Source organism: Sphingomonas sp. GW821-FHT10F11 (assembly GCF_058809095.1).
Map to the genome: position 1 here is coordinate 107437 of NZ_JBXASH010000010.1, position 21782 is coordinate 129218.

The 21782-nt window shown below is 66.1% G+C and carries 17 protein-coding genes; 9 read left to right on the forward strand and 8 right to left on the reverse strand.

Annotation, left to right across the window (positions count from 1 at the left end):
- Nucleotides 1-164: 164 nt before the first annotated feature.
- The 3 genes from galB to araD1 form a co-directional block, all read right to left on the reverse strand.
- Nucleotides 165-2870 (reverse strand): beta-galactosidase GalB, encoded by a 2706-nt coding sequence (gene galB, locus AC1RT8_RS22215; RefSeq protein WP_493078427.1) that lies wholly within the window; start codon nucleotides 2868-2870, stop codon nucleotides 165-167.
- Between the two features lie 116 nt (nucleotides 2871-2986).
- On the reverse strand, nucleotides 2987-3667 hold the full coding sequence (locus AC1RT8_RS22220) for a FadR/GntR family transcriptional regulator (RefSeq protein WP_493078428.1): 681 nt from the start codon (nucleotides 3665-3667) through the stop codon (nucleotides 2987-2989).
- A gap of 110 nt (nucleotides 3668-3777) precedes the next feature.
- On the reverse strand, nucleotides 3778-4761 hold the full coding sequence (gene araD1 / locus AC1RT8_RS22225) for an AraD1 family protein (protein WP_493078430.1): 984 nt from the start codon (nucleotides 4759-4761) through the stop codon (nucleotides 3778-3780).
- 92 nt (nucleotides 4762-4853) lie between these two features.
- On the opposite strand from araD1, the gene AC1RT8_RS22230 reads away from it, so the two are divergent.
- The gene (locus AC1RT8_RS22230) at nucleotides 4854-6407 is read left to right on the forward strand and encodes an alpha-N-arabinofuranosidase (RefSeq protein ID WP_493078431.1); all 1554 of its coding nucleotides are present in this window, start codon (nucleotides 4854-4856) and stop codon (nucleotides 6405-6407) included.
- Between the two features lie 9 nt (nucleotides 6408-6416).
- Entirely contained in the window at nucleotides 6417-7334 is a 918-nt protein-coding gene (locus AC1RT8_RS22235; protein WP_493078432.1) for a Gfo/Idh/MocA family protein, read from the forward strand.
- Nucleotides 7335-7423: 89 nt separating this feature from the next.
- On the opposite strand, the gene AC1RT8_RS22240 is transcribed toward AC1RT8_RS22235, so the two are convergent.
- Nucleotides 7424-9034, reverse strand: coding sequence for an alpha-glucosidase family protein (locus AC1RT8_RS22240; RefSeq protein WP_493078434.1), 1611 nt, complete (start codon nucleotides 9032-9034; stop codon nucleotides 7424-7426).
- A gap of 146 nt (nucleotides 9035-9180) precedes the next feature.
- On the opposite strand from AC1RT8_RS22240, the gene AC1RT8_RS22245 reads away from it, so the two are divergent.
- The 4 genes from AC1RT8_RS22245 (at nucleotide 9181) to AC1RT8_RS22260 (ending at nucleotide 13659) form a co-directional block, all read left to right on the forward strand.
- Nucleotides 9181-10533 carry an MFS transporter gene (locus tag AC1RT8_RS22245; protein ID WP_493078436.1) on the forward strand — a complete coding sequence of 451 codons (1353 nt, stop codon included), beginning with the start codon at nucleotides 9181-9183 and terminating at the stop codon, nucleotides 10531-10533.
- A gap of 102 nt (nucleotides 10534-10635) precedes the next feature.
- The gene (locus AC1RT8_RS22250) at nucleotides 10636-11085 is read left to right on the forward strand and encodes a cupin domain-containing protein (RefSeq protein ID WP_493078438.1); all 450 of its coding nucleotides are present in this window, start codon (nucleotides 10636-10638) and stop codon (nucleotides 11083-11085) included.
- A 24-nt stretch (nucleotides 11086-11109) separates the two neighbouring features.
- Nucleotides 11110-12273 (forward strand): Gfo/Idh/MocA family protein, encoded by a 1164-nt coding sequence (locus AC1RT8_RS22255; RefSeq protein ID WP_493078440.1) that lies wholly within the window; start codon nucleotides 11110-11112, stop codon nucleotides 12271-12273.
- A 12-nt stretch (nucleotides 12274-12285) separates the two neighbouring features.
- The gene (locus AC1RT8_RS22260) at nucleotides 12286-13659 is read left to right on the forward strand and encodes a Gfo/Idh/MocA family protein (RefSeq protein WP_493078442.1); all 1374 of its coding nucleotides are present in this window, start codon (nucleotides 12286-12288) and stop codon (nucleotides 13657-13659) included.
- A gap of 437 nt (nucleotides 13660-14096) precedes the next feature.
- Here the strand turns inward: AC1RT8_RS22260 and AC1RT8_RS22265 are convergent, their stop codons facing one another.
- From AC1RT8_RS22265 to AC1RT8_RS22275, 3 genes are read right to left on the reverse strand one after another with little or no spacing between them, the layout of a single operon-like run.
- Nucleotides 14097-15410, reverse strand: coding sequence for a serpin family protein (locus tag AC1RT8_RS22265; protein ID WP_493078443.1), 1314 nt, complete (start codon nucleotides 15408-15410; stop codon nucleotides 14097-14099).
- A 60-nt stretch (nucleotides 15411-15470) separates the two neighbouring features.
- Nucleotides 15471-16745 (reverse strand): DJ-1/PfpI family protein, encoded by a 1275-nt coding sequence (locus AC1RT8_RS22270; RefSeq protein ID WP_493078497.1) that lies wholly within the window; start codon nucleotides 16743-16745, stop codon nucleotides 15471-15473.
- Nucleotides 16746-16763: 18 nt separating this feature from the next.
- Nucleotides 16764-17198 (reverse strand): VOC family protein, encoded by a 435-nt coding sequence (locus tag AC1RT8_RS22275; protein WP_493078444.1) that lies wholly within the window; start codon nucleotides 17196-17198, stop codon nucleotides 16764-16766.
- Nucleotides 17199-17279: 81 nt separating this feature from the next.
- Here AC1RT8_RS22275 and AC1RT8_RS22280 point away from each other — a divergent pair, with 81 nt between their 5' ends.
- The gene (locus AC1RT8_RS22280) at nucleotides 17280-18215 is read left to right on the forward strand and encodes a GlxA family transcriptional regulator (RefSeq protein WP_493078446.1); all 936 of its coding nucleotides are present in this window, start codon (nucleotides 17280-17282) and stop codon (nucleotides 18213-18215) included.
- A gap of 57 nt (nucleotides 18216-18272) precedes the next feature.
- On the opposite strand, the gene AC1RT8_RS22285 is transcribed toward AC1RT8_RS22280, so the two are convergent.
- Nucleotides 18273-18953: a transposase gene (locus AC1RT8_RS22285; protein WP_493078448.1), complete on the reverse strand. Its 681-nt coding sequence runs from the start codon at nucleotides 18951-18953 to the stop codon at nucleotides 18273-18275.
- 173 nt (nucleotides 18954-19126) lie between these two features.
- Here AC1RT8_RS22285 and AC1RT8_RS22290 point away from each other — a divergent pair, with 173 nt between their 5' ends.
- Both AC1RT8_RS22290 and AC1RT8_RS22295 read left to right on the forward strand, forming a co-directional pair.
- Nucleotides 19127-19795 (forward strand): LuxR C-terminal-related transcriptional regulator, encoded by a 669-nt coding sequence (locus tag AC1RT8_RS22290; protein ID WP_493078450.1) that lies wholly within the window; start codon nucleotides 19127-19129, stop codon nucleotides 19793-19795.
- Nucleotides 19782-21779 carry a sensor histidine kinase gene (locus AC1RT8_RS22295; RefSeq protein ID WP_493078451.1) on the forward strand — a complete coding sequence of 666 codons (1998 nt, stop codon included), beginning with the start codon at nucleotides 19782-19784 and terminating at the stop codon, nucleotides 21777-21779. The genes AC1RT8_RS22290 and AC1RT8_RS22295 overlap by 14 nt, the downstream gene beginning before the upstream one ends.
- Nucleotides 21780-21782: the final 3 nt, after the last annotated feature.

A 21782-nucleotide genomic window follows, 5' to 3' on the forward strand; every position in this document is an offset into this window, starting at 1 on the left:
CGCTGGTAGCGCTACCAATGCGGGCCGCTAATTGTCTGGGTAAAAACTGTCAAGCGGCGATATTCGATTGGGCGCGGAACCGGAACGGCTCGGCTCTTTCGGCCATGCGCAGCGCTGGCGGCCTCCCTTTGGAGGCCGCCACGGGCGCCGGCGAGCCGGTAGCGTTACCTCGTGGCTACGCTCTTCAGCACGATCGCAGTGCCCTTGAGCGCCCCGGATTGGGCATGCAGGGTAATCGCCCCCGGCTTGCCGGCCCGGGCCCGCACCACAACCAGCGCGAGGCCGTTGAACGCCTTGCGCGTCGGCGACTGAAAGGAGTCGAAGTTGGTCGGATCGCCATTGTCGGTCGCGACGATCTCGCCCGGGCCCTCGATCGTGAAGGTGACGGCGTTATCGGCGCGCGGCGCGGTCAGGCCATCCTTGTCGGTGATGCGCACGGTCACGAACGAAAGATCGCGACCGTCGGCGCTGATCTGCGCGCGGTCGGGCGTCGCCTCGAGCGCGGCAGGAACGCCGGCGGTTTTCACGACTTCCGTCGCCCAGGGCTTGCCGCCCTTCCAGGTAACGACCTTCAGCTCGCCGGGCTCATAGGTGACGTAATCCCAACGGAAGCGATATTCGTAGGGCGCCCGCGTCTTCTTGCCCTGCGACGTGCCGTTGACGAACAATTCCGCCTCGTCGGCCGAGCTGAACACATGGACAGGAGTGACCTGCCCCTCGCGGCCGGGCCAGGTCCAGTGCGGCAGGACATGCGCGAACTTCAGGTCAGGACGCCAGCGCGCCTGGTAGAGCCAGAAGCGATCCTTCTTGAACCCGGCCAGATCGATGATGCCGGAATAGGAGCTGCGCGCGGCATAATAGGGCGTCGGCTCGCCGAGATAGTCGAAGCCGGTCCAGACGAATTCGCCGGCGACGAACGGGTTCTGGTCGTTCGAGGCGAAGACCCGGTCGGGCGAGGAGCCGAAATCGGCGGCGTGCAGTTCATAGGCGCTGACCTGCATCTTGTCCGGGTCACCACCCGAGCCCGGCCGCACCGGGCCGCTGATCGCGCCCGCCACGGGGAAGAGATATTCGCCGCGGCTGCTGAGCGCCGAGGCGCTTTCGGTGCTTATGATCACCTTGTCGGGATATTTGGCGTGGAAGGCAGCGAACTGGCCGGGATAGGCGCGCACGCCGGTGCCCTGATAGTTGAGGCCGATCACATCGACCGTGCCGGGCAGCGCCATGTCGGGCTTGGCATAGTTCATCGCGGTCGTGGTCGGACGCGTCGGATCCTCCTCGCGGACGATCCGCACCAGCCCGCGCGATATCGCGGCCCCCTCCTCCGCGGTATATTGCTCGCCGACTTCGTTGCCGACGCTCCACAGCACCACAGACGGATTGTTGCGGTCGCGGCGCAGCATGGAACGCAGATCGGCCTCGTGCCAGTCGGGGAAGACCAGGTGGAAATCGAGCGGGGTCTTCTTGCGTTCCCACACGTCGAACACTTCGTCGATCACCAGCAGGCCCATGCGATCGGTCAGCTCGAGCAGTTCGGGCGCGGGCGGATTGTGGCTCATGCGGATCGCGTTGACGCCCATCTCCTGCAGCATCTCGAGCTGACGCTCCGCTGCACGGACGTTGAACGCAGCGCCGAGCGCGCCGAGATCGTGATGGTTGTTGACACCCTTCAGGTCGATCCGCTCGCCATTCACGAACACGCCCTTGTTCGCATCGAAGGTGACGGTGCGGATGCCGAACGGGGTTTCGTAGCGATCGACCGGCTTGCCGCCCAGCATGACGGTGGTGACCGCGACATAGCGATTGGGTTGCTGAGACGGCGGCGGGCCCCAGAGATGCGGATTGGCGAGCATGGTCGAACCGGCGACTTTGGCACTGCCGCCCGCCGCCACGCGCGCGCTGGTCGGCGTGATGCGGGCGACGATGGCCCCGGTCCTGTGGCCGGCCGCGTCGAGCGCATAGATATCGGTCCGGACGCTGGCATTCGCCTCGACACGGGAATCATTGTCGACCGTCACGTCGAGCGCGATCCTGGCCGAGTCCTTCGAGACGTCGGCCGTGGTCACCCGCGTACCCCATTGGCCGACATGGACCGGGTTGGCCTTGGTCAGCCAGACATTCCGGTAGAGCCCGCCGCCGGGATACCAGCGCGCGGATTCGGGCGGATTGTCGAGGCGGATGACCAGCTCGTTCCTGCCGCCGAACGCGAGATAGGGCGTCAGGTCGAGCCGCCAGCTATTATAACCATAGGGCCAGCCGCCGACGAGCTTGCCGTTCAGCCAGACCGCCGAATAGGACATGGCCCCCTCGACATCGAGGAACACCGACTTGCCCCTGTCGCGCGCGGGAATGTCGAGCGCCTTACGGTACCAGCCGATGCCCCAGCTCTCCAGCCGGCCCATGCCGCCATAGGGGCCGGTCTTCAGGAAAGGCCGCTCGATCGCCCAGTCGTGCGGCAGGGTCACTTTCTGCCAGGCGCTGTCGTCGAAACCGGCCTGGACGAAGGAGACGTCGCCGCCGGGATTGCCGGCGGGCCGGACATGGCGCTTTGCCGGATCGCTGATGAAGGCGTTGGCGCTGGGCAGGATCCAGGGCTTGAGCACCGGCTGGTTGACCGCAGTCAGGACCTTCGCCTCATCGGGCTTTGCGTCGGCTGCCTTGCCGTCCTCGCTCTTCACGATCTCCGGGCGCACGTCATAGGACAGGCCGGTCGCGCCGACGGGATCGCCCATATGGAAGCGCCAGCCGCTGTTGATCGACACGCGTTCGCGCGGCGCGGCCTGTGCCTCGGCGCCCGGCACAGCGAACGTTGCCGTGAGCATCAGCGCCGACAGCCGCACCAGGGTTTGAGCCAGATTTGCCACGGACATCTTCTCCACGCGCGGCGACCTTCGCGGTCGCGTCGTTCCCGAAACGACGCGACGCTATGGCGCGAGCGGTATGTGGGTCAAGAAATTTGTAGGAGTTATTCGCCCCGGGGCTATCTCTAGCCCGCGCCCGGCTCCATCGACAATTCCGTATCCTCCAGCGCGTGGCGGATCAGTTCGGTCATCGCGGCGCGCGCGGCTTCCGGGTTGGCGTCGGCGATCGCATCGTACAGCGCCTGATGCTCGGGCAGCGGATCGCGCGGCAGCTTGCGGTTGCGCTGCTTGAAGATGGTGGTCCAGCCGACCGCAGCCGCGATGGTGCTCGACAGCGTGGTCAGCGGCTCGTTGCGCGTCGCCTGCAGGATCAGGTGATGGAAATGCTGGTCGGCCGCGCGGCCTTCCGGCGTGGCGAGACTGTAGCGCGCCATTTCCTCGAGCGCATGGCCCATCTGGGCGAGTTCGCGGCCCGTGCGGCGTTCCGCGGCGACAGCGGCGGCGGCTGGCTCGACGATCATGCGCAGCTCGAACAGGCTGCGGATGAACACCTCGCTCGGCTCGCCCTCGAACATCCAGGCGAGCACATCGGGATCGAGCAGGTTCCAGCGGCTGCGCGGACTGACGCTGGTGCCCGCCTTGGGCCGGCTTTCGACCAGGCCCTTGGCCATCAGCATGCGCACCGCCTCGCGATAGACGCTGCGTGATACCTGGAGCTGCTCGGCGAATTCGATCTCGCCCGGCAACACGTCGCCCGGCTTGTACACGCCCGTGACGATCTCGACGCCCAGATCATGCGCGATCATGCCGTGAATACGGCGTCCTTTTGGTTGATTCCCCGGCGTCACCTGTCCCCCATCCGCCTTCTCCCTGTTCGGCCCTCCGTCGTCGCGGACGGGCTCGTCCGTCGATACCCCTAGAGCATTCGTATCCGAACATCACGCGCCGGCTCGATCGCGATCGGATTGCGTGCCGGCAGGCGGAAGGGCGGCGCCTCGATCTCGAAGATGTCGCCCGGTTCGGTACGGATCCCTTCCGAGAAGGACAGGGTCGCGGTGCCGAAGAAATGGACGTGCACGTCGCCGGGACGGCGGAACAGGTCGTATTTGAAGTGGTGATGCTCGAGATTGGCGATGCTGTGCGACATGTTCGCCTCGCCCGTCACGAACGGGCGTTCCCAAAGTGTCTCGCCGTTCCGCACGATCCGGCTGGTGCCGCGGATGTCCTGGGGCAGGTCGCCGAGCAGCAGTTCCGGCCCGAGTGCCGCGACGCGCAGCTTCGAATGGGCGAGCCAGAGATAATTGCCGCGCTCGGTCACATGATCGGAGAATTCATTGCCGATCGCAAAGCCGAGCCTGACCGGATTGCCCTCGCCATCGATCAGATAGATGCCGGCGATCTCCGGCTCCTCCCCCGCATCGAGCGCGAAGGCGGGCGAGCGCAGCGGGGCGCCGGGCGCGACGAGCTGTTCGCCATTGCCCTTGTAGAACCATTCGGGCTGGGCGCCGGTCTCGCCCGCGCCGGGCTTGCCGCCTTCCACGCCCATCAGGAACATACGCATCGAATCGGTCTGCTGCGCTGCCTCGGTCATCGAGCGGTGCATCTTGTCGCGCCCCTCGGCCGAGCCGAGATGCGTGAGGCCGGTGCCGGTGAGCAGCAGATGCGCCGGATCCTGGTGATCGATCGGCGACAGCAGCGTGACCGATGTGAGATCGACCATGCCGGCATAGCCGGCCAGCGCCGCCTGATCGGCCAGGCTGTTGCCCGCTGCCAGTGCAGCCTCGGCGAGTGCGCGGATGCTTTCCACCCCGGCCAGTCGTTGCGGTGGTTCGGCACCGTGCAGCACGGCCACGCCGCGCATGCCTCCGGCCTGGATGAACTGCACCAGCGACGTTCGCATTGCCCTCTCCTGATTACCACTTGCGCAATCATATACTCAGACAATAAGCTAAAGCCAGCCGTCATGGAACGGCGGATGAGAGGATCGGGGCGATGACGGCAATCATGGGGTTGAAAAGGGTCGCATTGGCGGCGGCGCTGACGCTCGCGTCGGGAACGGCCTGGGCGCAGGCACGCGAGGCCAGCATCACCGTGCATGCCGACAAGCCCGGGCCGAAGGTACAGCGCGAGATCTTCGGCCAGTTCGCCGAGCATCTCGGCACGGGGATCTATGGCGGGCTGTGGGTCGGCAAGGATTCGCGCATTCCCAACACCGACGGTTTCCGCAACGACGTGATCGCGGCGCTGCGTGCGATCCATGTGCCGCTGATCCGCTGGCCGGGCGGCTGTTTCGCCGACGAATATCATTGGCGCGAGGGCGTGGGCACCAAGCGGCCGGTGAAGGTCAATACCCATTGGGGCGGCGTGACCGAGCCCAATGCCGTCGGCACGCACGAGTTCATGAACTTCACGGAGGCCGTCGGCGCGGAGGCCTATGTCTCCGGCAATGTCGGCAGCGGCACCGAGCAGGAGATGGCCGACTGGGTCGAATATATGACCTCGCCGACCAGCTCGACACTGGCGAACGAGCGCCGCGCCAATGGCCGCAAGGAACCATGGAAGCTGCCCTATTTCGGGTTGGGCAACGAGCTGTGGGGTTGTGGCGGCAATATGCGCCCCGAATATGCGGCGGACGAGACGCGGCGCTACGCGACCTTCGTCAAGGCGCCGGCCAACACGAAGATCATGAAGATCGCCAGCGGCGCGAGCGACGAGAATTACAACTGGACCGAAGTGATGATGCGCGACGCCGGCGATCGGATCGACGGCCTTGGCGTGCATTATTACACCGTGCCGGACAGCTGGAAGCAGAAGGGACCGGCGACCGGATTCGACGAGACGAGCTGGGCGCGAACCCTGTCCAGGACGCTGAAGATGGACGAGTACGTGACCAAGCACAGCGCGATCATGGACAAATACGATCCGGCGAAGCGGGTCTGGCTCGCAGTCGACGAATGGGGCACCTGGTACGATCCGACGCCGGGCAGCAATCCGGGTTTCCTGCAGCAGCAGAACAGCTTGCGCGACGCGCTGGTCGCGGCGATCAACCTCAACATCTTCACCCGCCACGCCGATCGCGTGAAAATGGCCAACATCGCCCAGATGATCAACGTGCTGCAGGCGATGATCCTGACCGACGGCGACAAGATGGTCGTGACGCCGACCTATCAGATATTCGGCATGTACGTGCCGTGGCAGGACTCGACTCAATTGCCGGTCGAGATGACCAGCCCCTGGTACAGCAGGGACCAGTGGACGATGCAGGCGCTGAGCACCTCTGCAGTACGCGGTGCTGACGGCGTGGTGCACGTGTCGCTGGCCAATCTCGATCCGGTGAATGCGCTGACCGTGACGTTGAATGTCGACGGCAGCACGGCATCGACGTTGACGGGCAGCGTGCTGACCGCCGACAGGATCGACGCGCATAACCGCATCGGCGAACCGCTCGCAGTTGCCCCGCACGACATCGCGCCGGTAGCGGTGACGGGCGGCAAGGCGGTGCTGACCCTGCCGGCCAAATCGGTGACTGTCGTGGCGCTGAAGTAAGGAAGACGGATGCTGCCGATCGCCATTATCGGACTCGGCAAGATCGCCCGGGACCAGCATGTCCCGGCGATCCGCGCCGATGGCCGGTTCACGCTTGTCGGTGCGGTCGATCCCCATGCGGCACCGAGCGAGGTGCGGATCTCTCCCGACCTGACCACCTTGCTCGCCACGGGCGCCCCAGCGGCGGTGGCGATCTGCACCCCGCCCTTCGCCCGGGTCGTCGCAGCGCAGGCGGCGATCGCGGCGGGGCTGCATGTGCTGCTGGAGAAGCCGCCGGGGCTGACGGTGGCTGAGGTGACTGAACTCGAGACGCTGGCGCGAGCCGCCGGCGTCACGCTGTTCACTGCCTGGCATTCGCAGGAGGCAGCCGGGATCGATGCCGCGCACGCCTGGCTGGCGGGCCGGACGGTCGAGGCAGTGCGGGTGATCTGGAAGGAAGATATTCGCGTCTGGCATCCCGGGCAGGAATGGATCCTGGAAGCGGGCGGCTTCGGCGTGTTCGATCCCGGGATCAACGCGCTGTCGATCCTGACCGACTTGCTGCCCGCACCGCTGACGGTGGAGTCGGCAAAGCTGGAAGTGCCGGCGGGGCGGTCGCAGCCGATCGCGGGGACGCTTGCGCTGCGCAGCGGCACGGTGCCGGTCTCGGTCGCGCTCGATTTCCTGCATGAGGGCGTGCAAAGCTGGGACATCGAGATCGATACGCCCGACGGCATGCTGAAGCTGGCGATGGGTGGGGCAGAGCTGACGATCGCGGGTGAGGCAATCCCGGTGGGGGCGAATGTTGAGTATCCGCGGCTCTATGCGCGGTTCGCCGAACTGGTCGAGCGCGGGGAGAGCGATGTGGATCTGGCGCCGTTGCGGCTGGTGGCCGAGGCGCTGGAGATCGGGGTGCGGCAGGAGGTTGAGGCGTTTGGGTTCGAATAGCCCGCGCCCTTGTGCTCCCGCGAAGGCGGGAGCCCAGTCTGTGTTCCCGCCTTCGCGGGAACACAAGAAAATCCGGGGTGACGGGAATATCATTGGCCCACCCGTTCCGCGATCACCCCTGCGAAGGGGCCGAAATTCCAACCATCCACGTCGCCGACCTGTTCGATCACTCGCCACGAGCCCGCATCTTCGGGCACCGATAGCCGCGCGTCAGACGAAAAGTTGAACACGCACAACAACCGTTGCCCGTCCGCTTCCCGTTCGAATGCCAGCAGCGACTCCGACGCTTCGATGAACCGGATCGCCCCGGTCCGCAGCGCTTCGTTCGCCTTGCGCATCGCCAGCAGCCGGCGGGTCAGCGCCAGCATCGACGCCCCCTCCCTCTCCTGCCGATCGACCGCCAGCGCGGGATGATCGGGACCGAAGGGCAGCCACGGCTCAGCCGTCGAGAAGCCAAGCCCCGCCTCCCCGGCCGCCCAGGGCATCGGCGTGCGTGCGCCGTCACGACCCAAGGTCAGCGGCCAGTTGGCGATCGCTTCGGGGTCGCGCAGGCGGTCGAACGGGATGTCGACCTGGGTCAGGCCAAGTTCTTCGCCCTGATAGAGGAAGATATTGCCGCGCAGCGCCGTGAGCAGCAGCATCTTCATCCGCGCGAACGCGACCTCATGCCCCGGCGGCGCCCAGCGCGACACGGCGCGCGGTGCGTCGTGATTCTCGAACGCCCAGCTCGGCCAGCCCATGCCAGGCGTGTCGGGCCAGCGTTCCAGCACGTCGCGGACCAGCGCCGGCGTCAGCGCCTTCGCATAGAGGAAGTTGAAGCCGTACGCCGTGTTCAACCGGTAGTCGCCCTGCGTGAAGCGTTGCATCTCCGGCTCGACATCGGGCCCGCCGACCTCCGCCACGGTGAAGCGATCCGGATAGCTATCGGTCAGCGCGCGGACGCGTTCCAGGAACAGCGGGATGTCGGGATGCGACTGACTGTGGACGTGGAACTGGAAGTCGAACGGGCGGGTGCGGCGGTTGTTGCTGGGCGGGCGCGCGGGATTGTCGCGCAGCGCGGGGTCGAACATCGCGCAGCTGATCGCGTCGAGCCGAAAGCCGTCCACGCCGCGATCGAGCCAGAAGCGCGCGACGTCGAGCAGCGCATCCTGCACCGCGGGCAGATGCACGTTGAGCTGCGGCTGGCTGCTCAGGAAATTGTGCATGTAATATTGGCCGCGCCGCGCATCCCAGGTCCAGCCGGGACCGCCGAACACCGATTGCCAGTTGTTGGGGGGCGTGCCGTCCACTTTGGCATCGGCCCAGACATACCAGTCGTGGCGCGCATTGGTGCGGTCCGACCGGCTTTCGGCGAACCAGGCGTGCTCGTCGGAGGTGTGGGCATAGACCTGGTCGACGATCACCTTGAGCCCGAGGGCATGGGCGCGGGCGATCAGCGCATCGACATCCTCCAGCGTGCCGAACAGCGGATCGACGCCGCGATAGTCCGAGACGTCGTAGCCGAAATCCTTCATCGGCGAGGGGTAGAAGGGTGACAGCCACACCGCCTCGACGCCCAATGACGCGACGTGATCGAGATGCGCAGTGACGCCGGCAAGATCGCCGACGCCGTCGCCGTTCGAGTCGGCGAAGCTGCGCGGATAGATCTGGTAGATCGCCGCGCCGCGCCACCATTCGCGCGTCTCTTCCGATCTCGTCACAGCCCCTCCCCTACGGTTTCCGCCCTTTTGCGCGCCGCTTCGGGACGAAAGCAACGGCGCTGCGCAAACGGGGATTGCCGGGACGCCAAGTCACTGACATCCTGACCGGCAGAAAATAAAAAAATATACAGGCAGGGGTGGATAGAGTGACCGGACGGCCGCGCCAGTCCTTGGCCGGACTGTGGAACATTTCGTTCGGATTCTTCGGGATCCAGGTCGCCTTCGGCCTGCAGAACGCGAATGTCAGCCGCATCTTTCAGTCGCTCGGCAGCGATGTCGACAGCCTTGCGCTGTTCTGGATCGCCGGGCCGGTGACGGGCCTGATCGTCCAGCCGCTGGTCGGGCATTTCAGCGACCGCACCTGGGGGCGGTTCGGGCGGCGGCGGCCCTATTTCCTGATCGGGGCGCTGCTCGCCGCGCTGGCGCTGATCGGCATGCCGCACGCGCCGGTGCTGCTTGCCGCGGTGATGCTGCTCTGGCTGCTCGATGCCTCGATCAACGTGTCGATGGAGCCGTTCCGCGCGTTCGTCGGCGACATGGTCGGCCCGGCACAGCGCACCATGGGCTATGCCTTCCAGACCGCCTTTATCGGTGCGGGCGCCGTGCTCGGCTCGCTCGCGCCCTTCGCGATCACCGCCCTGGGGGCGAGCAACGTCGCGCCGCCCGGCGTGATCCCCGATGCAGTGCGCTATGCCTTTTATCTCGGCGCGGCGGCGATCTTCTTCGCGGTGCTGTGGACCGTGCTCGCCACGCGCGAATATCCGCCCGAGGCGTTGCGTGCCTTTGCCGGTGAGGATGCCCCATCGACGCCCGACGACGGGAAGGCGGGCAATGCCGTCGTGCAGATCCTGCGCGATATCGTGCACATGCCCGACGCAATGAAACGGCTGGCGGTCGTCCAGCTCTTCTCCTGGTCGGCGCTGTTCATCATGTGGGTCTACACCACGCCGGTCGTCACCCGGTACGTCTTCGGATCGACCGACACCGCGTCCAAAGCCTATAATGACGGTGCCGACTGGGTCGGCATATTGTTCTCCGTCTATAATGGCGTGGCGGTGCCGGCGGCGTTCGTGCTGCCCCTGCTGGTGCGGCGGATCGGCTGCGCCCGGACTCACATGATCTGCCTGTTGATCGGCGCCGCGGGTTTTGCCGCGATGCTGGGCATTCGCGACGCGCAGATGCTGATCCTGCCGATGATCGCGATCGGCGTGGCCTGGGCGTCGATCCTGACCATGCCCTATGCGATGCTGGCGAACGCGCTGCCGACCGGCAAGCTCGGCGTCTATATGGGCATCTTCAACTTCTTCATCGTGTTGCCGCAGCTGTTCATCGCGGTCGTGATGGGGCCGGTGATCCACCGTTTCTTCCCGACCGAGCCGATCTGGACGATCGCCATCGCGGCGGTGCTGACGGGGTGCGCCGCGCTGGCGATGCTGCGCCTGAGCGACCGCCCGCAAGAAGCCACCGGAATCCGCGCTGACCCCAATTTGGCGCTTTGACAATCCTATAGGATCGGCGATACGCTCCTCGATAGCGCTACCATCAGCGCGGCCCCGATGACGCCCGAGACGCGGTGCACCGGCCAGGAGAGGAACGTCGCGATGCGCATCACGCGTAGGGATATGGTCGTCGCGCTGAGTGCCGCAGCGATCACCTGTTCGGCCGGCGTGCTGGCCCAGACCCACACCAAAAAGATCATCGGCCCGTCGGTGTGGGACTGGAACGCGATGAAGGTCACGCCGACCGATGTCGGCGACGTGCGCAGCCTGGGCAACGGGCCGACCGCGACGCTCGACGATCTTGAGATGCACGTCACCACTCTGAAGCCCGGCCAGACGTCGCATGCGCCGCACAGGCATCCGAACGAGGAACTGGTGATCATCCGCGAGGGCACGGTCGAGACTCTGTCCGACGGCGTGTGGAAGCGGCTCGGGCCGGGATCGGTGATCTTCAACGCGTCCAATTCGCTGCACGGATTGCGTAATGTCGGCACCACCGACACGACCTATCATGTGATCAACTGGACCACCCCGGCGACGCCCAGGAACTGAGCGCCGGCGCCAAGGAGAGATGCGATGAACCCGATCGACCGCCGTTCGATGCTGACCGGCGCCGGCTTTGCGGGGCTTGCCGCCGCGCTGCCGGGCGACGTGATGGCCCAGGCGCTGAGCGGCAATGCCATCCCCGAAACGGTCAATACCGGCGCGCCGACCGACCCGCGACCGAAGCACCACATCAAGTTCGCGGTGATCGGGCTCGACCATAATCACATCTATTCGATGACCGCGGCGGTGATCCGCGGCGGGGGCGAGCTGGTCTGGGTTTACGCGACCGACGCGAAACAGCTCGCCGCTTTCCAGAAGCTCTTTCCGACCGCCAAGCTGGCGCGAAGCGAGGCGGAGATATTGGAGGACAGGTCGATCCAGCTGATCGCGGGCGCGCCGATCCCCGATCTGCGCGCGCCGCTCGGCATCCGCGCGATGAAGGCGGGCAAGGATTTCCTGGGCGACAAGCCGGCGATCACCAGCCTGAAGCAGCTCGCCGATGTCCGCGCCGCGATCAAGGCGACCGGGCGCAAGTTCGCGATCATGTATTCCGAGCGGCTCGAGGTGCCGGCCGCGATCAAGGCGGGCGAGCTGATCGAGCAGGGCGTTATCGGCCGCGTCGTCCAGACGATCAACATCGCGCCGCACCTGGTGAACCCGGCGAGCCGGCCCGACTGGTTCTGGGACAAGGCGCGATACGGCGGCATCCTGACCGATATCGGCAGCCATCAGGCCGAGCAGTTCCTGTTCTTCACCAGGAGCAATCGCGCCCAGGTCGTCGCCGCGCAGACCGGCAACATCAACCACCCCGACAAGCCGTTGTTCGAGGATTTCGGCGACATGACGATGAGCGGCAATGGCGGCACCGGATACCTCAGGGTCGACTGGTTCACGCCCAGGGGGCTCGGCACCTGGGGCGACGGGCGGCTCTTCGTGCTGGGGACCGAGGGCTATATCGAGCTGCGCAAATATGCCGATCCCGCGGGGAAGCCCGGCGGCAACCATCTGTTCGTCGTCGACGGCAAGAGCGCGCGCTATCTGGATTGCAGCAAGGTCTATCTGCCGTTCGGCCCGCAATTCGTGACCGATGTGGTCGAGCGCACATCGATCGCGCAGGACCAGGAGCAGGCGCTGCTCGCGGCCGAACTTGTGCTCAAGGCCCAGAAGAACGCCACCCGGCCGATCTCGGCCTGACGGAGACATGTCATGACCAATGGTTTCTCGCGGCGCGACCTGATCAGGACCGGGGCGATCGCCGCCGTCGGTTTTCCATCGATCGTGCCGGCCAGCGTGTTCGGGCAGAATGCGCCGAGCAAGCGCATCAATATCGGCGCGATCGGGGTGGGGCGCATCTCGCGCTCGCATGACATGGCCGAGATCTTCAAGGTCGACGACGCGCATATCGTCGCGGTGTGCGACCTCGACACGCGGCGCGTGCAGCAGGGCATCGAGCTGGTCGACAAGACCTATGGCGAGAAGACGGGCAAGCCCTATTCGGGCACGCGCGGCTATGCCGACTATCACGAGCTGCTGGCCAATAAGGATGTGGACGCCGTCCTCATCTCGACGCCCGACCATCACCATGCGCCGAACTCGATCCATGCGGTGCGGGCCGGCAAGCATGTCTATTGCCAGAAGCCGGCGTCGCTGACGATCGCCGAGGGGCGCCAGATGGCGGACGCGGTGGCGAAGACCGACCGCGTGCTGCAGATCGGATCGCAGCAGCGATCGCAGGACCCGTGGCCGCAATTCCACCGCGCGTGCGAGCTGGTGCGCAACGGGCGGATCGGCAAACTGACTCATGTCGAGATCGGCCTGCCGGGCGATCCTTCCGGCCCCGAGGCGGCGGCGATGCCGATCCCGGCCAACCTCAATTACGACGCATGGCTCGGGACGACGCCCGAGGTCTATTATACCGAGATCCGCGTGCACCCGCAGGACGGCGGTTTCAGCCGGCCGGGCTGGCTGCGCTGCGAGCAGTTCGGCGCGGGCATGATCACCGGCTGGGGCGCGCACCATGTCGACATCGCGCATTGGGGCATGGACACCGAGCATGGCGGACCCGTGGAGATCTGGGGCAAGGCCGAGTTCCCCAAGAGCGGGCTGTGGAACGTGCACGGGCCGTTCGAGACCTATGGCCTTTATGCCAATGGCGTGGAGATGAAGATTTCCGGCGCCCTGCCCAATGGGGTGAAGTTCATCGGCACCGAGGGGTCGATCTTCGTGACGCGGACCGGCGGCGGGGTGACGGCGAGCGATCCGGCGACCGCCGCGGCGGGGGCGAGCGGGCTGCTGGCGAGCAACCCGAAGATCCTCGACAGCGTGATCGGGCCGGACGAGATCCACCTGCCGAAAAGCCCGGAGCAGCACCGCAACTGGCTCGATTCGATCAGGACCGGCGCCCCCAATATCTCGCCGGCCGAACTGGGGCACCGGGCGTGCTCGACCTGCCTGCTGCACTGGACCGCGATGCGGACCGGGCGGCGGCTGAGATGGGATCCCAAGGCGGAGCGCTTCATCGGCGACGACGCGGCCAATGCGATGCTGAGCCGGCCGCAGCGCAAGGGTTATGCGATCTGAGCGGGCGGTAGTAATCAGGCCGCGCGGTGGAACGGCGGCGCAGTAATCGCCTCGAACAGATGTTGGAGAAGGTACGGGGCTGGGCGATTCCGCCGAATATTCGCCGAATTTCGAGAGGCACTTGCAAGCGGGGCGAAATCGAGCGGTTCTTGAGGGCCGAACGGCGAATATTGAAAGGCGCTGCTGGACCGGTGCCTGATTAAATAGATCCAGCGACCCAAGCGTGCGCGTGAATTGCCACGATATTAGCGTTTTATTTCCGGAATTTCGCGAGGGGTATCGGTTTTTCATGACGCTTTTCTTCGGGCCGGAATCGAATAGTGTCGATACCCCGCCGTGAGGCAGGACGAGCCGGGGTGGCCGAAGAGTTCAGCACGGAAGGGCGCCGGTTTGAATCGGCGAGATCCGAACGCCTTGTCAGCGCGATCACCGCCTTCTCATTGCTGCCCCCTGCCCGGCACCGGCGCGACCAACCTGCCCATGAACAGGATCGCCCCGGACCGCGTGTCGCGGATGAGGAACAGGAACGGCCGGTCGGCGCGGAAGATGATCGGCGGCGGCGGGGGCGGCGCGTGGCGCATGCCGGTGACCATGATGTCCATGACGACGGCGGTCGCCGCCGCAGCTTCAGCGCCGTTCTCGTCGACATCGAGGAAGGTCTGATGGATCACATGCTTGATCTGCAGGCCATGGTCCTCGACATCGGGGCTGTTCGGATCGAACGACTTCATCGCGCCGAAATCGGCCTGATCCCCGAACGCGGCCGGCATGCCCATGCGCGCGAGCGCAGGGACAAGATCCGATCGCCATTCGAGGCGGAAGCGCGGCATCGTCAGGATGGTATCGGCCGCACGGGCACGACGGAGATCCGTTGTCCACGCATCGAGGCGTTCGGCGTCCAGCGTCCTTTCGAGCTTCGGCAGCGCGCCCGGCGATTTCGGCAGGAGCAGGATCATCTCCAGCTCCTCGCCTTGCCAGGGCAGGGCAATCGCCTGGACGCCGGCGCGCTCGATCGTCCGGAAGGCGCGGCGCTGAGTCATCAGGCGCGCGGTGGTGCGGGTGCCGTCAAGCAGCGTGAAAGGCTTGTCCTGCGTCGCCGCGGCGTCGAACGGCGCAGTCCAGGGCGCCTTCATGTAGATGGTGTTCACCAGCACGGCGCGGGTGGATTCGGTCACATCGTCCTGGTGCAGCAGGTCGCGGATGCGGTTGGCGGTCTTGTCCTCGACCCAGGCATTGATGCGGCGGCGCGCGGCCTCCCGGTCGGCGGCGAAATCGATGCGATTGAGCGCCGCGCCATAGGCGGCGGTCGTATCGGCCAGATAGTCCTCGCCGAACATCGTGCCCTGCTGCACCCACAGGGCATTGGCGATATTGAGGACCCGGTCGCCCGCCTTGAGCTGAAGCGCGCGCAGGACCTCGCCATTGGCGGGCGTATAGTCGACCGGGCCGGCCGGATAATGCAGTGTGGCCCGGATCTCGTCGGCCGTGGTGCCGCGCGCGCCGCGATAGGCGATGCCGATCGCGGTCGAGACGCTGGCCGGCGACAGGAACAGGTTGGCGGCGGGATCGATATTCGCCTTGTAGAGATCGAGCGAGAAGCCGTTGATCCCCCGCACGGCCGCCATGGCCTCTGCGCCGAGCGGTGCCGGGGTGGCGGATGGCGGCATCGGCGGCGGCTCATCCTGCGCGACGGCCGTGCCAGCGGTCGCCGCAAGCGCGATGGCCAGCAATGCCGTGGTGATCCTGACCATGATTCCCCTCCGTGCGGCGATGCTAGGGATATCCATGGGAATTGTTTGCGAAAATGAAAGTTAACGGTCGGAGGCGGTTGCGGCAGATCGGCCGGGTGGACTGGGTATATGAACGCCGATCACGTCGTCCCGGAAGCGGGATCGAGGCGGGATCAGCGAGATCCGCCTCGATGGCAAATAATATAGCGTCCCCATATTATTGTGGACTGGATATTCGAGCTGGACGGCGACCATATCGGCTGTCCGCATCCCATAGCGCTCAGCGATCGCACCGAGGGTTTTGTCCAGCACTTCCGCCGGGCGCCGATCTCCGATCGGCGGAAGCCGCCGCTCGGCGGGCCAGTTCGCGGCGGCCCGATCCGGTACGATGCGGATGCCGTTGCGCGTCTCGATCGCACCGGCCGCGCCGGCGAACGTCACCGGGCGCGACCGATAGGTTCGCGACCAGGCATCAGCGACAAGGGCTAGCGATACTTCATCCATGCCGGGCCGAAGCTCCAGGCCGAGGTCCTCATGGTTCCAGAAGGCGATCGAATTGCCCATCACCGTGAGCGCGAAGGGGCGGCTGACGCGGAACGCATCGCTGTCATGACGCGCGTCCCAATGGGGCAGGCCCAGATCCCGGGCAACCGCCTCCGCCTTGTCGCGGCCGGCGATGGCCTCGATCAGGGTTAGCGACATCGGCATCGACGCGGTGATCCCCGTTGTCGTCGCAACACCCCGATCGACCACAAAGCGCCGGTCCGCCACATAGCGCATGGTGGGGACCATCGCGCGTATTTCCTGTTGAAAATACCAGTGGGTGGTCCCGCGCCTGCCGTCCAGCAACCCGGCGGCCGCGACGACCTTTGCGCCGGCGCAAACGCCGATGATGATGGCGCCCTTTCCTGCCTGGCGCCTGATCCACCGCAGGGCAACCGGATCGTCGTCGCGGCTCATCGCCGGCACGATGACATAGTCGGCGCCATCGGGATGCCGCGCATCGAAGGTCGCGACCGTCGACTGCGGCTCCACCTTGAGCGCGGGGTAGAGCGTCACCGGCCCGGGCGCGGTTGCCAGCGCCACCACATCCGCAACATCGGCGCGCCGGAAAATGCCGTAGGGCATGAGATAGTCGGTGGTCTCGGTGGCGTCGTTGATTCCGACGATCGCGATGAGCGGGCGCCGGCGTTTCGGCGGTCTGAGGGCGGCGATCGTCGCATCCGCCTCCTGGCGGGCGATCGGCGGCGGCGCGGCCTCTGCGGGCGGCGCCGGCGGCAGCGACACCATCAATGCACCAAAGCCCGCCAGGAGAGCGGCGATCAGGCCCAGTGCGCTCCACAGGATGATCCGCATCGCCACGCGCCAGATCCTTCAGCCCGTCGCGCCGCTGTCGGCCATTGCGGCAGCCGCGCCCTCGGCATTCATCCACACCGCCTCGAACACATGGCCGTCCGGATCCTCGAAGGCGCGGTTGTACAGCCAGCCCAGATCCATCGGCGCCCGGATATCGGCGGTGCCGCCGGCCCCTGGGGCCGCCCCGGCGATGGCGTCCACCTCCGCGCGGCTGTCGCAGGTCAGGGCGATCAACATCTCGCTCGTCTCCCGCGTGTCGGCGATCGACTTCGGCGTGAAGGTGGCGAAATAAGGATTCGCCAGCAGTTGAAAGGTGATGGTCTCAGACCAGACCATGCTCGATGCCTTCTCGTCGCTATACTGCTCGTTCTTCTCGCATCCGATGGCCGCATAGAAACGGGTCGCGGCGGCGAGATCCTTCACCGGCAGGTTGACGAAGATCATTCTTGGCATTTGCGAGTCTCCTTTGGATTGACCCGGAAAATAGAATGGCCGACCCTTGGCTGAAATGTCATAAATCATGCAGAATCTGCCATGAGCCGAACGATCGCCATCATCCTCCATCCCGGATTCCAGTTGCTCGATGCGGCGGGACCCGTAACCGCCTTCGAGATTGCGGAACGGTTCCGCCCCGGAAGCTATGCCCTGATGCTGCTCGCGCCGGGCGGGGGCGATGTGGAAAGTTCGTCGGGACTCAGCATGCCGGCTGCGCCGCTGCGCGACGACGCCGTCGACACCGCGATCGTGTCGGGTGGCGAGATCGTCCGTTCGCCCGCCGCGTTTGCGGAGATCGTCGCCTGGCTGAAGCGCACCAGGACGCGCAGGATCGCCAGCGTCTGCTCAGGGGCCTTTTTTCTGGCCGAGGCGGGATTGCTCGACGGCCGGTCCGCCACCACGCATTGGGACAGTACGGACCGCCTGGCCCGTGCCTATCCGAAGGTCAGGCTGGATGCGGAGCGGATCTTCGTCAGGGATGGCGATGTCTGGACCTCGGCCGGCATTTCCGCCGGCATCGATCTGGCGCTGGCCCTTATCGAGGACGATCTCGGCCCCGAGATCGCCCGGCGGACGGCGCAGCAACTGGTCGTTCACCAGCGGCGGCCGGGCGGGCAGCTGCAATTCTCGGCGTTTGTCGAACTGGGCGGGCGGACCGGACGCTTCGTCGCGTTGATGGAGTGGACGCGCGCCCATCTCGCCGAGCCATTGACCGTCGAGCGTCTCGCCGACCGCGCCGCCATGAGCCCGCGGCACTTCGCCCGGGCCTTTGCGGTGGAGACTGGCGTCACGCCGGCAAAGGCGGTGGAACGCCTGCGTCTGGAGACGGCACGGACCGCGATCGAGACCAGCCACGCGCCGCTCGACCATATCGCCGAGCGCGCCGGCTTTGGCGATGCCGGCCGGATGCGCCGCGCATTTCTCCGCGGCTTCGGCCAGACGCCGCAGGCGCTGCGGCGTGCCGCCCGACGATAGCGGCGCGCGCCCGTCGCCCGCACGGCCTTCCAAATCTGGACCCCAAACTCGGGGACGCTATACCGATTCCCGTTTCGGCCGCCCGCGTTTCAGCGGCTTGAGCGCACGGCCGCTTGCCGCCTCAAGCGCGTCGACAAAGGCGTCGTCGCCAAGGGGGCCGCCGGTGCGGATGCGGGCTTCGATCGCGGCCTCTTCCTCCCGGGAAACATCCCCGGCCTCAAGGCCGTGGCGCAGCATGGCGCGCCAGTTGCGATGCAGGCCGGCGGTGCCCTTGAGATCGGTCAGGCCATCCGGCTTGCCGGTGACATGGGCGGCGGCGCTCGACCATGTCCAGTCCTCGGCGCGGGCGGCGAGCCCGGCCTTTACCGGGTTGAGTTCGATATAGCGGATCGCCGTCAGCAGATGGGCGTCGTCCATCGGGTAGCTGGCGAAGCGGCCCTGCCAGAGATAGCCGGTCCAGCCATGCGCGAGGTTGATGCCGCGCGAATATCGGCGATGCGCGTCCGCCAGGGCGGCGCGCAGGCCGTCGGGGTCCGGCGGAACCAGGATCAGGTGGACATGGTTTGGCATCAGGCACCAGGCCAGGCACCGGACGCCGTGCTCGGCGCAGGCGGCGGCGACCAGATCGCGATAGGTCGCATAGTCGGCCTCGCTGAAGAAGACCGGCAAAGAGCGGTTGCCGCGCTGCGTGACGTGGTGCGCGACGTCGGGAACTACGATGCGGGCCAGGCGTGCCATGGCGGAACTCTAGCGCGATCGGCGGTGATGGTAAATAGTATAGTGTCCCCGATATAGTATCGCTATAAATAGCGACATAACGCCAGGACGGGTTGTGATAGAAATGCGATCGAGCGAGCCGTTGAAGGGCGGCTTGGAGGGGGCGCTCGCCCTTGGGGGAAACGGATGGGCCGATGACAGCGACCAACGGCCCAGCCCTTTTGCGGGTTGCCCTTGTCGAGGACGATCTCTCGTTCCAGGACAGTTTTGCCGCCGCCGTCGGTGCGGCCGGCGACATGATCCTCGCCGGCACCGCGCACAATGTCGCCCAGGCCGCCACATTGCTGAAGGGCGCGCCGCTCGATATCCTGGTCGTCGATCTGGGCCTGCCCGACGGATCGGGGATCGATGTGATCCGCGCGGCGCATATCGCCTGGCCGACATGCGGGATCATGGTCAGCACCACCTTTGCCGACGACCGGCACGTCATCCCGTCGATCGAGGCGGGTGCGACGGGCTATCTGCTCAAGGACAGCTCGGCACGGACGATGGCCGAGGAGATACGCTGCCTCCATTCGGGCGGCAGCCCGATCAGCCCGCGTATCGCGCGCCAGATCCTGCTGCGTTTCCGGCCGCACGAGCCGCAGCCCGAGGCACTCGCGCCGCTCGCCGTCCCCCTGTCGCCGCGCGAGCGCGAGGCGCTCCAGCTCATCACCAAGGGCTTCAGCTATGACGAAATCGCCGAACTCATGTCGGTCTCCCGCAATACGGTCATGACCTTCGTGCGGCGAATCTATCAGAAGCTCGAGGTGAGATCGAAGGCCGAAGCGATTTTCGAAGCTCGCAGCCATGGAATTCTCTAGGGATTTCCACCGCTACGCGCTTGTCGTGCTGGCGGTGGTCGTCGGCCTGCTCCTTGTCTTCTCGGCCAGCCGGCCAGGCGGCATCCACCTCACCGAAGCGAATATCCTCGTCCAGAATAGCGACGGCTATGCGCGGCCGCCCCGCACGGTCGATCCACGCGCGATTGCGGGACTCTGGCAGCGCGTCCAGCTGCCCTATGCGCCGCACCCCAGGATCCTGCCCGGGCAAGCCGCCGACGCAGCGATCACGCCGACCCAGACCACCTGGTATCATGTCCGCCTGCCCGCCGACGCCCGGCCTCAAGCCGAGGCCTATCTCTACATCCCGCGCTGGAAGACCGATGGCGAGATCGCGATCTATGTCGACGGCGCGCTCCACTACCAGTCGCACGCGAACCTGCAATGGAACGGCTCGAACCAGCCGCTCTGGATCGCGTTCGACGACACAGCAGGGGGCACGCCGCCGCACGATATCCTGGTGCGGCTGCGCCATGTCCGCGGCATCGGCGGTGCGCTGTCGAGCCTCTGGGTCGGCAGCTACGCCGAAACCGGCCCCGCCTATATGGTGCGCAACTTCTTTCAGACCCAGTTGCCCTATATCGGCAGCTGGATCCTGCTCGGCAGCGGGTTCTTCGCGCTCTTCGTCTGGTTCGGGCGGCGGCGGGAGACGCTCTACCTGCTCTTCTTCACCGCGACCGTCGCCACCTTCGTACGGACCATGCACCAATATATGGGGCTGGACCGGCTGCCGATTTCCGACGCCTGGTTCGGCTGGCTGACCGTCAATTCGATCATGTGGATCATCGCGAACCTCCATCTGTTCCTGATCAGGGTCCACCTTCACCGCGAGCCGTTGCTGACCTGGACGGTGGCCGCGATCACGGCCTTTTTCGCGATGGCGACATTGCCGCTGCCGCTGCTGGGAAGGTCGGCGGACGCGACCCTCATCGCCCCGCTGATGTATCCGGTGATGTTCGTGATCGGCAATGTGGTGTGCCTGCACGGGCTGTACTGGAGCTGGCGCGCCCGATCGCTCGAGGGGTGCGCGCTCGCCGCCTGGGGCGTGCTCGCCGCGCTGCTCGGCGGGTATGACTGGCTGCTCCAGAACAATTTCGTCAATATCGAGAACCTGTTCCTGTCCGTCTATGCGCAGATCGCGACCACCATCGCGTTTTGCCACATCATCCTCGGCCGCTACACCAGAGCGGTAAGCGAGGTGGAGCGCGCCAATATCGTCCTCGCCGAGCGGCTCGCCGAGCGCGAGGCCGAACTGCTCGCGAGCCACCAGAGACGGCGCGAGATCGAACGACGCGAGCTCATCCATCAGGAACGCCAGCGCCTGATGCAGGACATGCATGACGGGCTGGGCTCGTCGTTGATCACCGCGCTCAGGGTGGTTGAACATGGCGAGATCGACGACGCCGCCATCGCCGACCTGCTGAAGAGCTGTATCGACGACGTCAAGCTCACCATCGATTCGATGGAGCCGGTGGAAACCGACCTGTTGCTGCTGCTCGGTACGCTGCGCTTCCGCCTCCAGCCCCGGCTCGAGACGACCAATATCCACTTGCGCTGGGAGGTCACCGAGGCGCCGCCGCTCACCTGGCTCGACCAACGCCATGCCCTTCACATCCTGCGTATCCTGCAGGAAGCCTTCACCAACGTCGTCAAGCATGCGGGCGCGAGCGAGATAAGGGTCGCAACGCGGGTTGCGGACGGCGAGGTGGTGATCGACGTCGCGGATAACGGCAGGGGCTTCGACCCTGCGGTGATGAGCCATGGTCGCGGCCTGCACAATCAGGCGCACCGTGCCGCGGCGATCGGCGGACACGTGGACGTCCGGTCCAGCGCCGCGGGCACGCGGTTCACCCTCTTCCTGCCGATCCGCCAGCCATCCGCGGTTTGCGATCCTGCGGACATCGACATGCCGGCCAGCGATCAACCATCAACGATCGATCGCTCGTCCGGTGAGTCGGTCCAATAGGCG

Excerpts from the sequence above, each read along its gene's own strand:
- AC1RT8_RS22275 (WP_493078444.1), bottom strand. The coding sequence starts at position 17,198 with ATGCCAAGAATGATCTTCGTCAACCTGCCGGTGAAGGATCTCGCCGCC.
- AC1RT8_RS22250 (WP_493078438.1), top strand. The coding sequence starts at position 10,636 with ATGCGCATCACGCGTAGGGATATGGTCGTCGCGCTGAGTGCCGCAGCG.
- AC1RT8_RS22235 (WP_493078432.1), top strand. The coding sequence starts at position 6,417 with ATGCTGCCGATCGCCATTATCGGACTCGGCAAGATCGCCCGGGACCAG.
- araD1 (WP_493078430.1), bottom strand. The coding sequence starts at position 4,761 with ATGCGAACGTCGCTGGTGCAGTTCATCCAGGCCGGAGGCATGCGCGGC.
- AC1RT8_RS22280 (WP_493078446.1), top strand. The coding sequence starts at position 17,280 with ATGAGCCGAACGATCGCCATCATCCTCCATCCCGGATTCCAGTTGCTC.
- AC1RT8_RS22270 (WP_493078497.1), bottom strand. The coding sequence starts at position 16,745 with ATGCGGATCATCCTGTGGAGCGCACTGGGCCTGATCGCCGCTCTCCTG.
- AC1RT8_RS22260 (WP_493078442.1), top strand. The coding sequence starts at position 12,286 with ATGACCAATGGTTTCTCGCGGCGCGACCTGATCAGGACCGGGGCGATC.
- galB (WP_493078427.1), bottom strand. The coding sequence starts at position 2,870 with ATGTCCGTGGCAAATCTGGCTCAAACCCTGGTGCGGCTGTCGGCGCTG.
- AC1RT8_RS22230 (WP_493078431.1), top strand. The coding sequence starts at position 4,854 with ATGACGGCAATCATGGGGTTGAAAAGGGTCGCATTGGCGGCGGCGCTG.
- AC1RT8_RS22255 (WP_493078440.1), top strand. The coding sequence starts at position 11,110 with ATGAACCCGATCGACCGCCGTTCGATGCTGACCGGCGCCGGCTTTGCG.
- AC1RT8_RS22220 (WP_493078428.1), bottom strand. The coding sequence starts at position 3,667 with ATGATCGCGCATGATCTGGGCGTCGAGATCGTCACGGGCGTGTACAAG.
- AC1RT8_RS22265 (WP_493078443.1), bottom strand. The coding sequence starts at position 15,410 with ATGGTCAGGATCACCACGGCATTGCTGGCCATCGCGCTTGCGGCGACC.
- AC1RT8_RS22290 (WP_493078450.1), top strand. The coding sequence starts at position 19,127 with ATGACAGCGACCAACGGCCCAGCCCTTTTGCGGGTTGCCCTTGTCGAG.
- AC1RT8_RS22285 (WP_493078448.1), bottom strand. The coding sequence starts at position 18,953 with ATGGCACGCCTGGCCCGCATCGTAGTTCCCGACGTCGCGCACCACGTC.
- AC1RT8_RS22295 (WP_493078451.1), top strand. The coding sequence starts at position 19,782 with ATGGAATTCTCTAGGGATTTCCACCGCTACGCGCTTGTCGTGCTGGCG.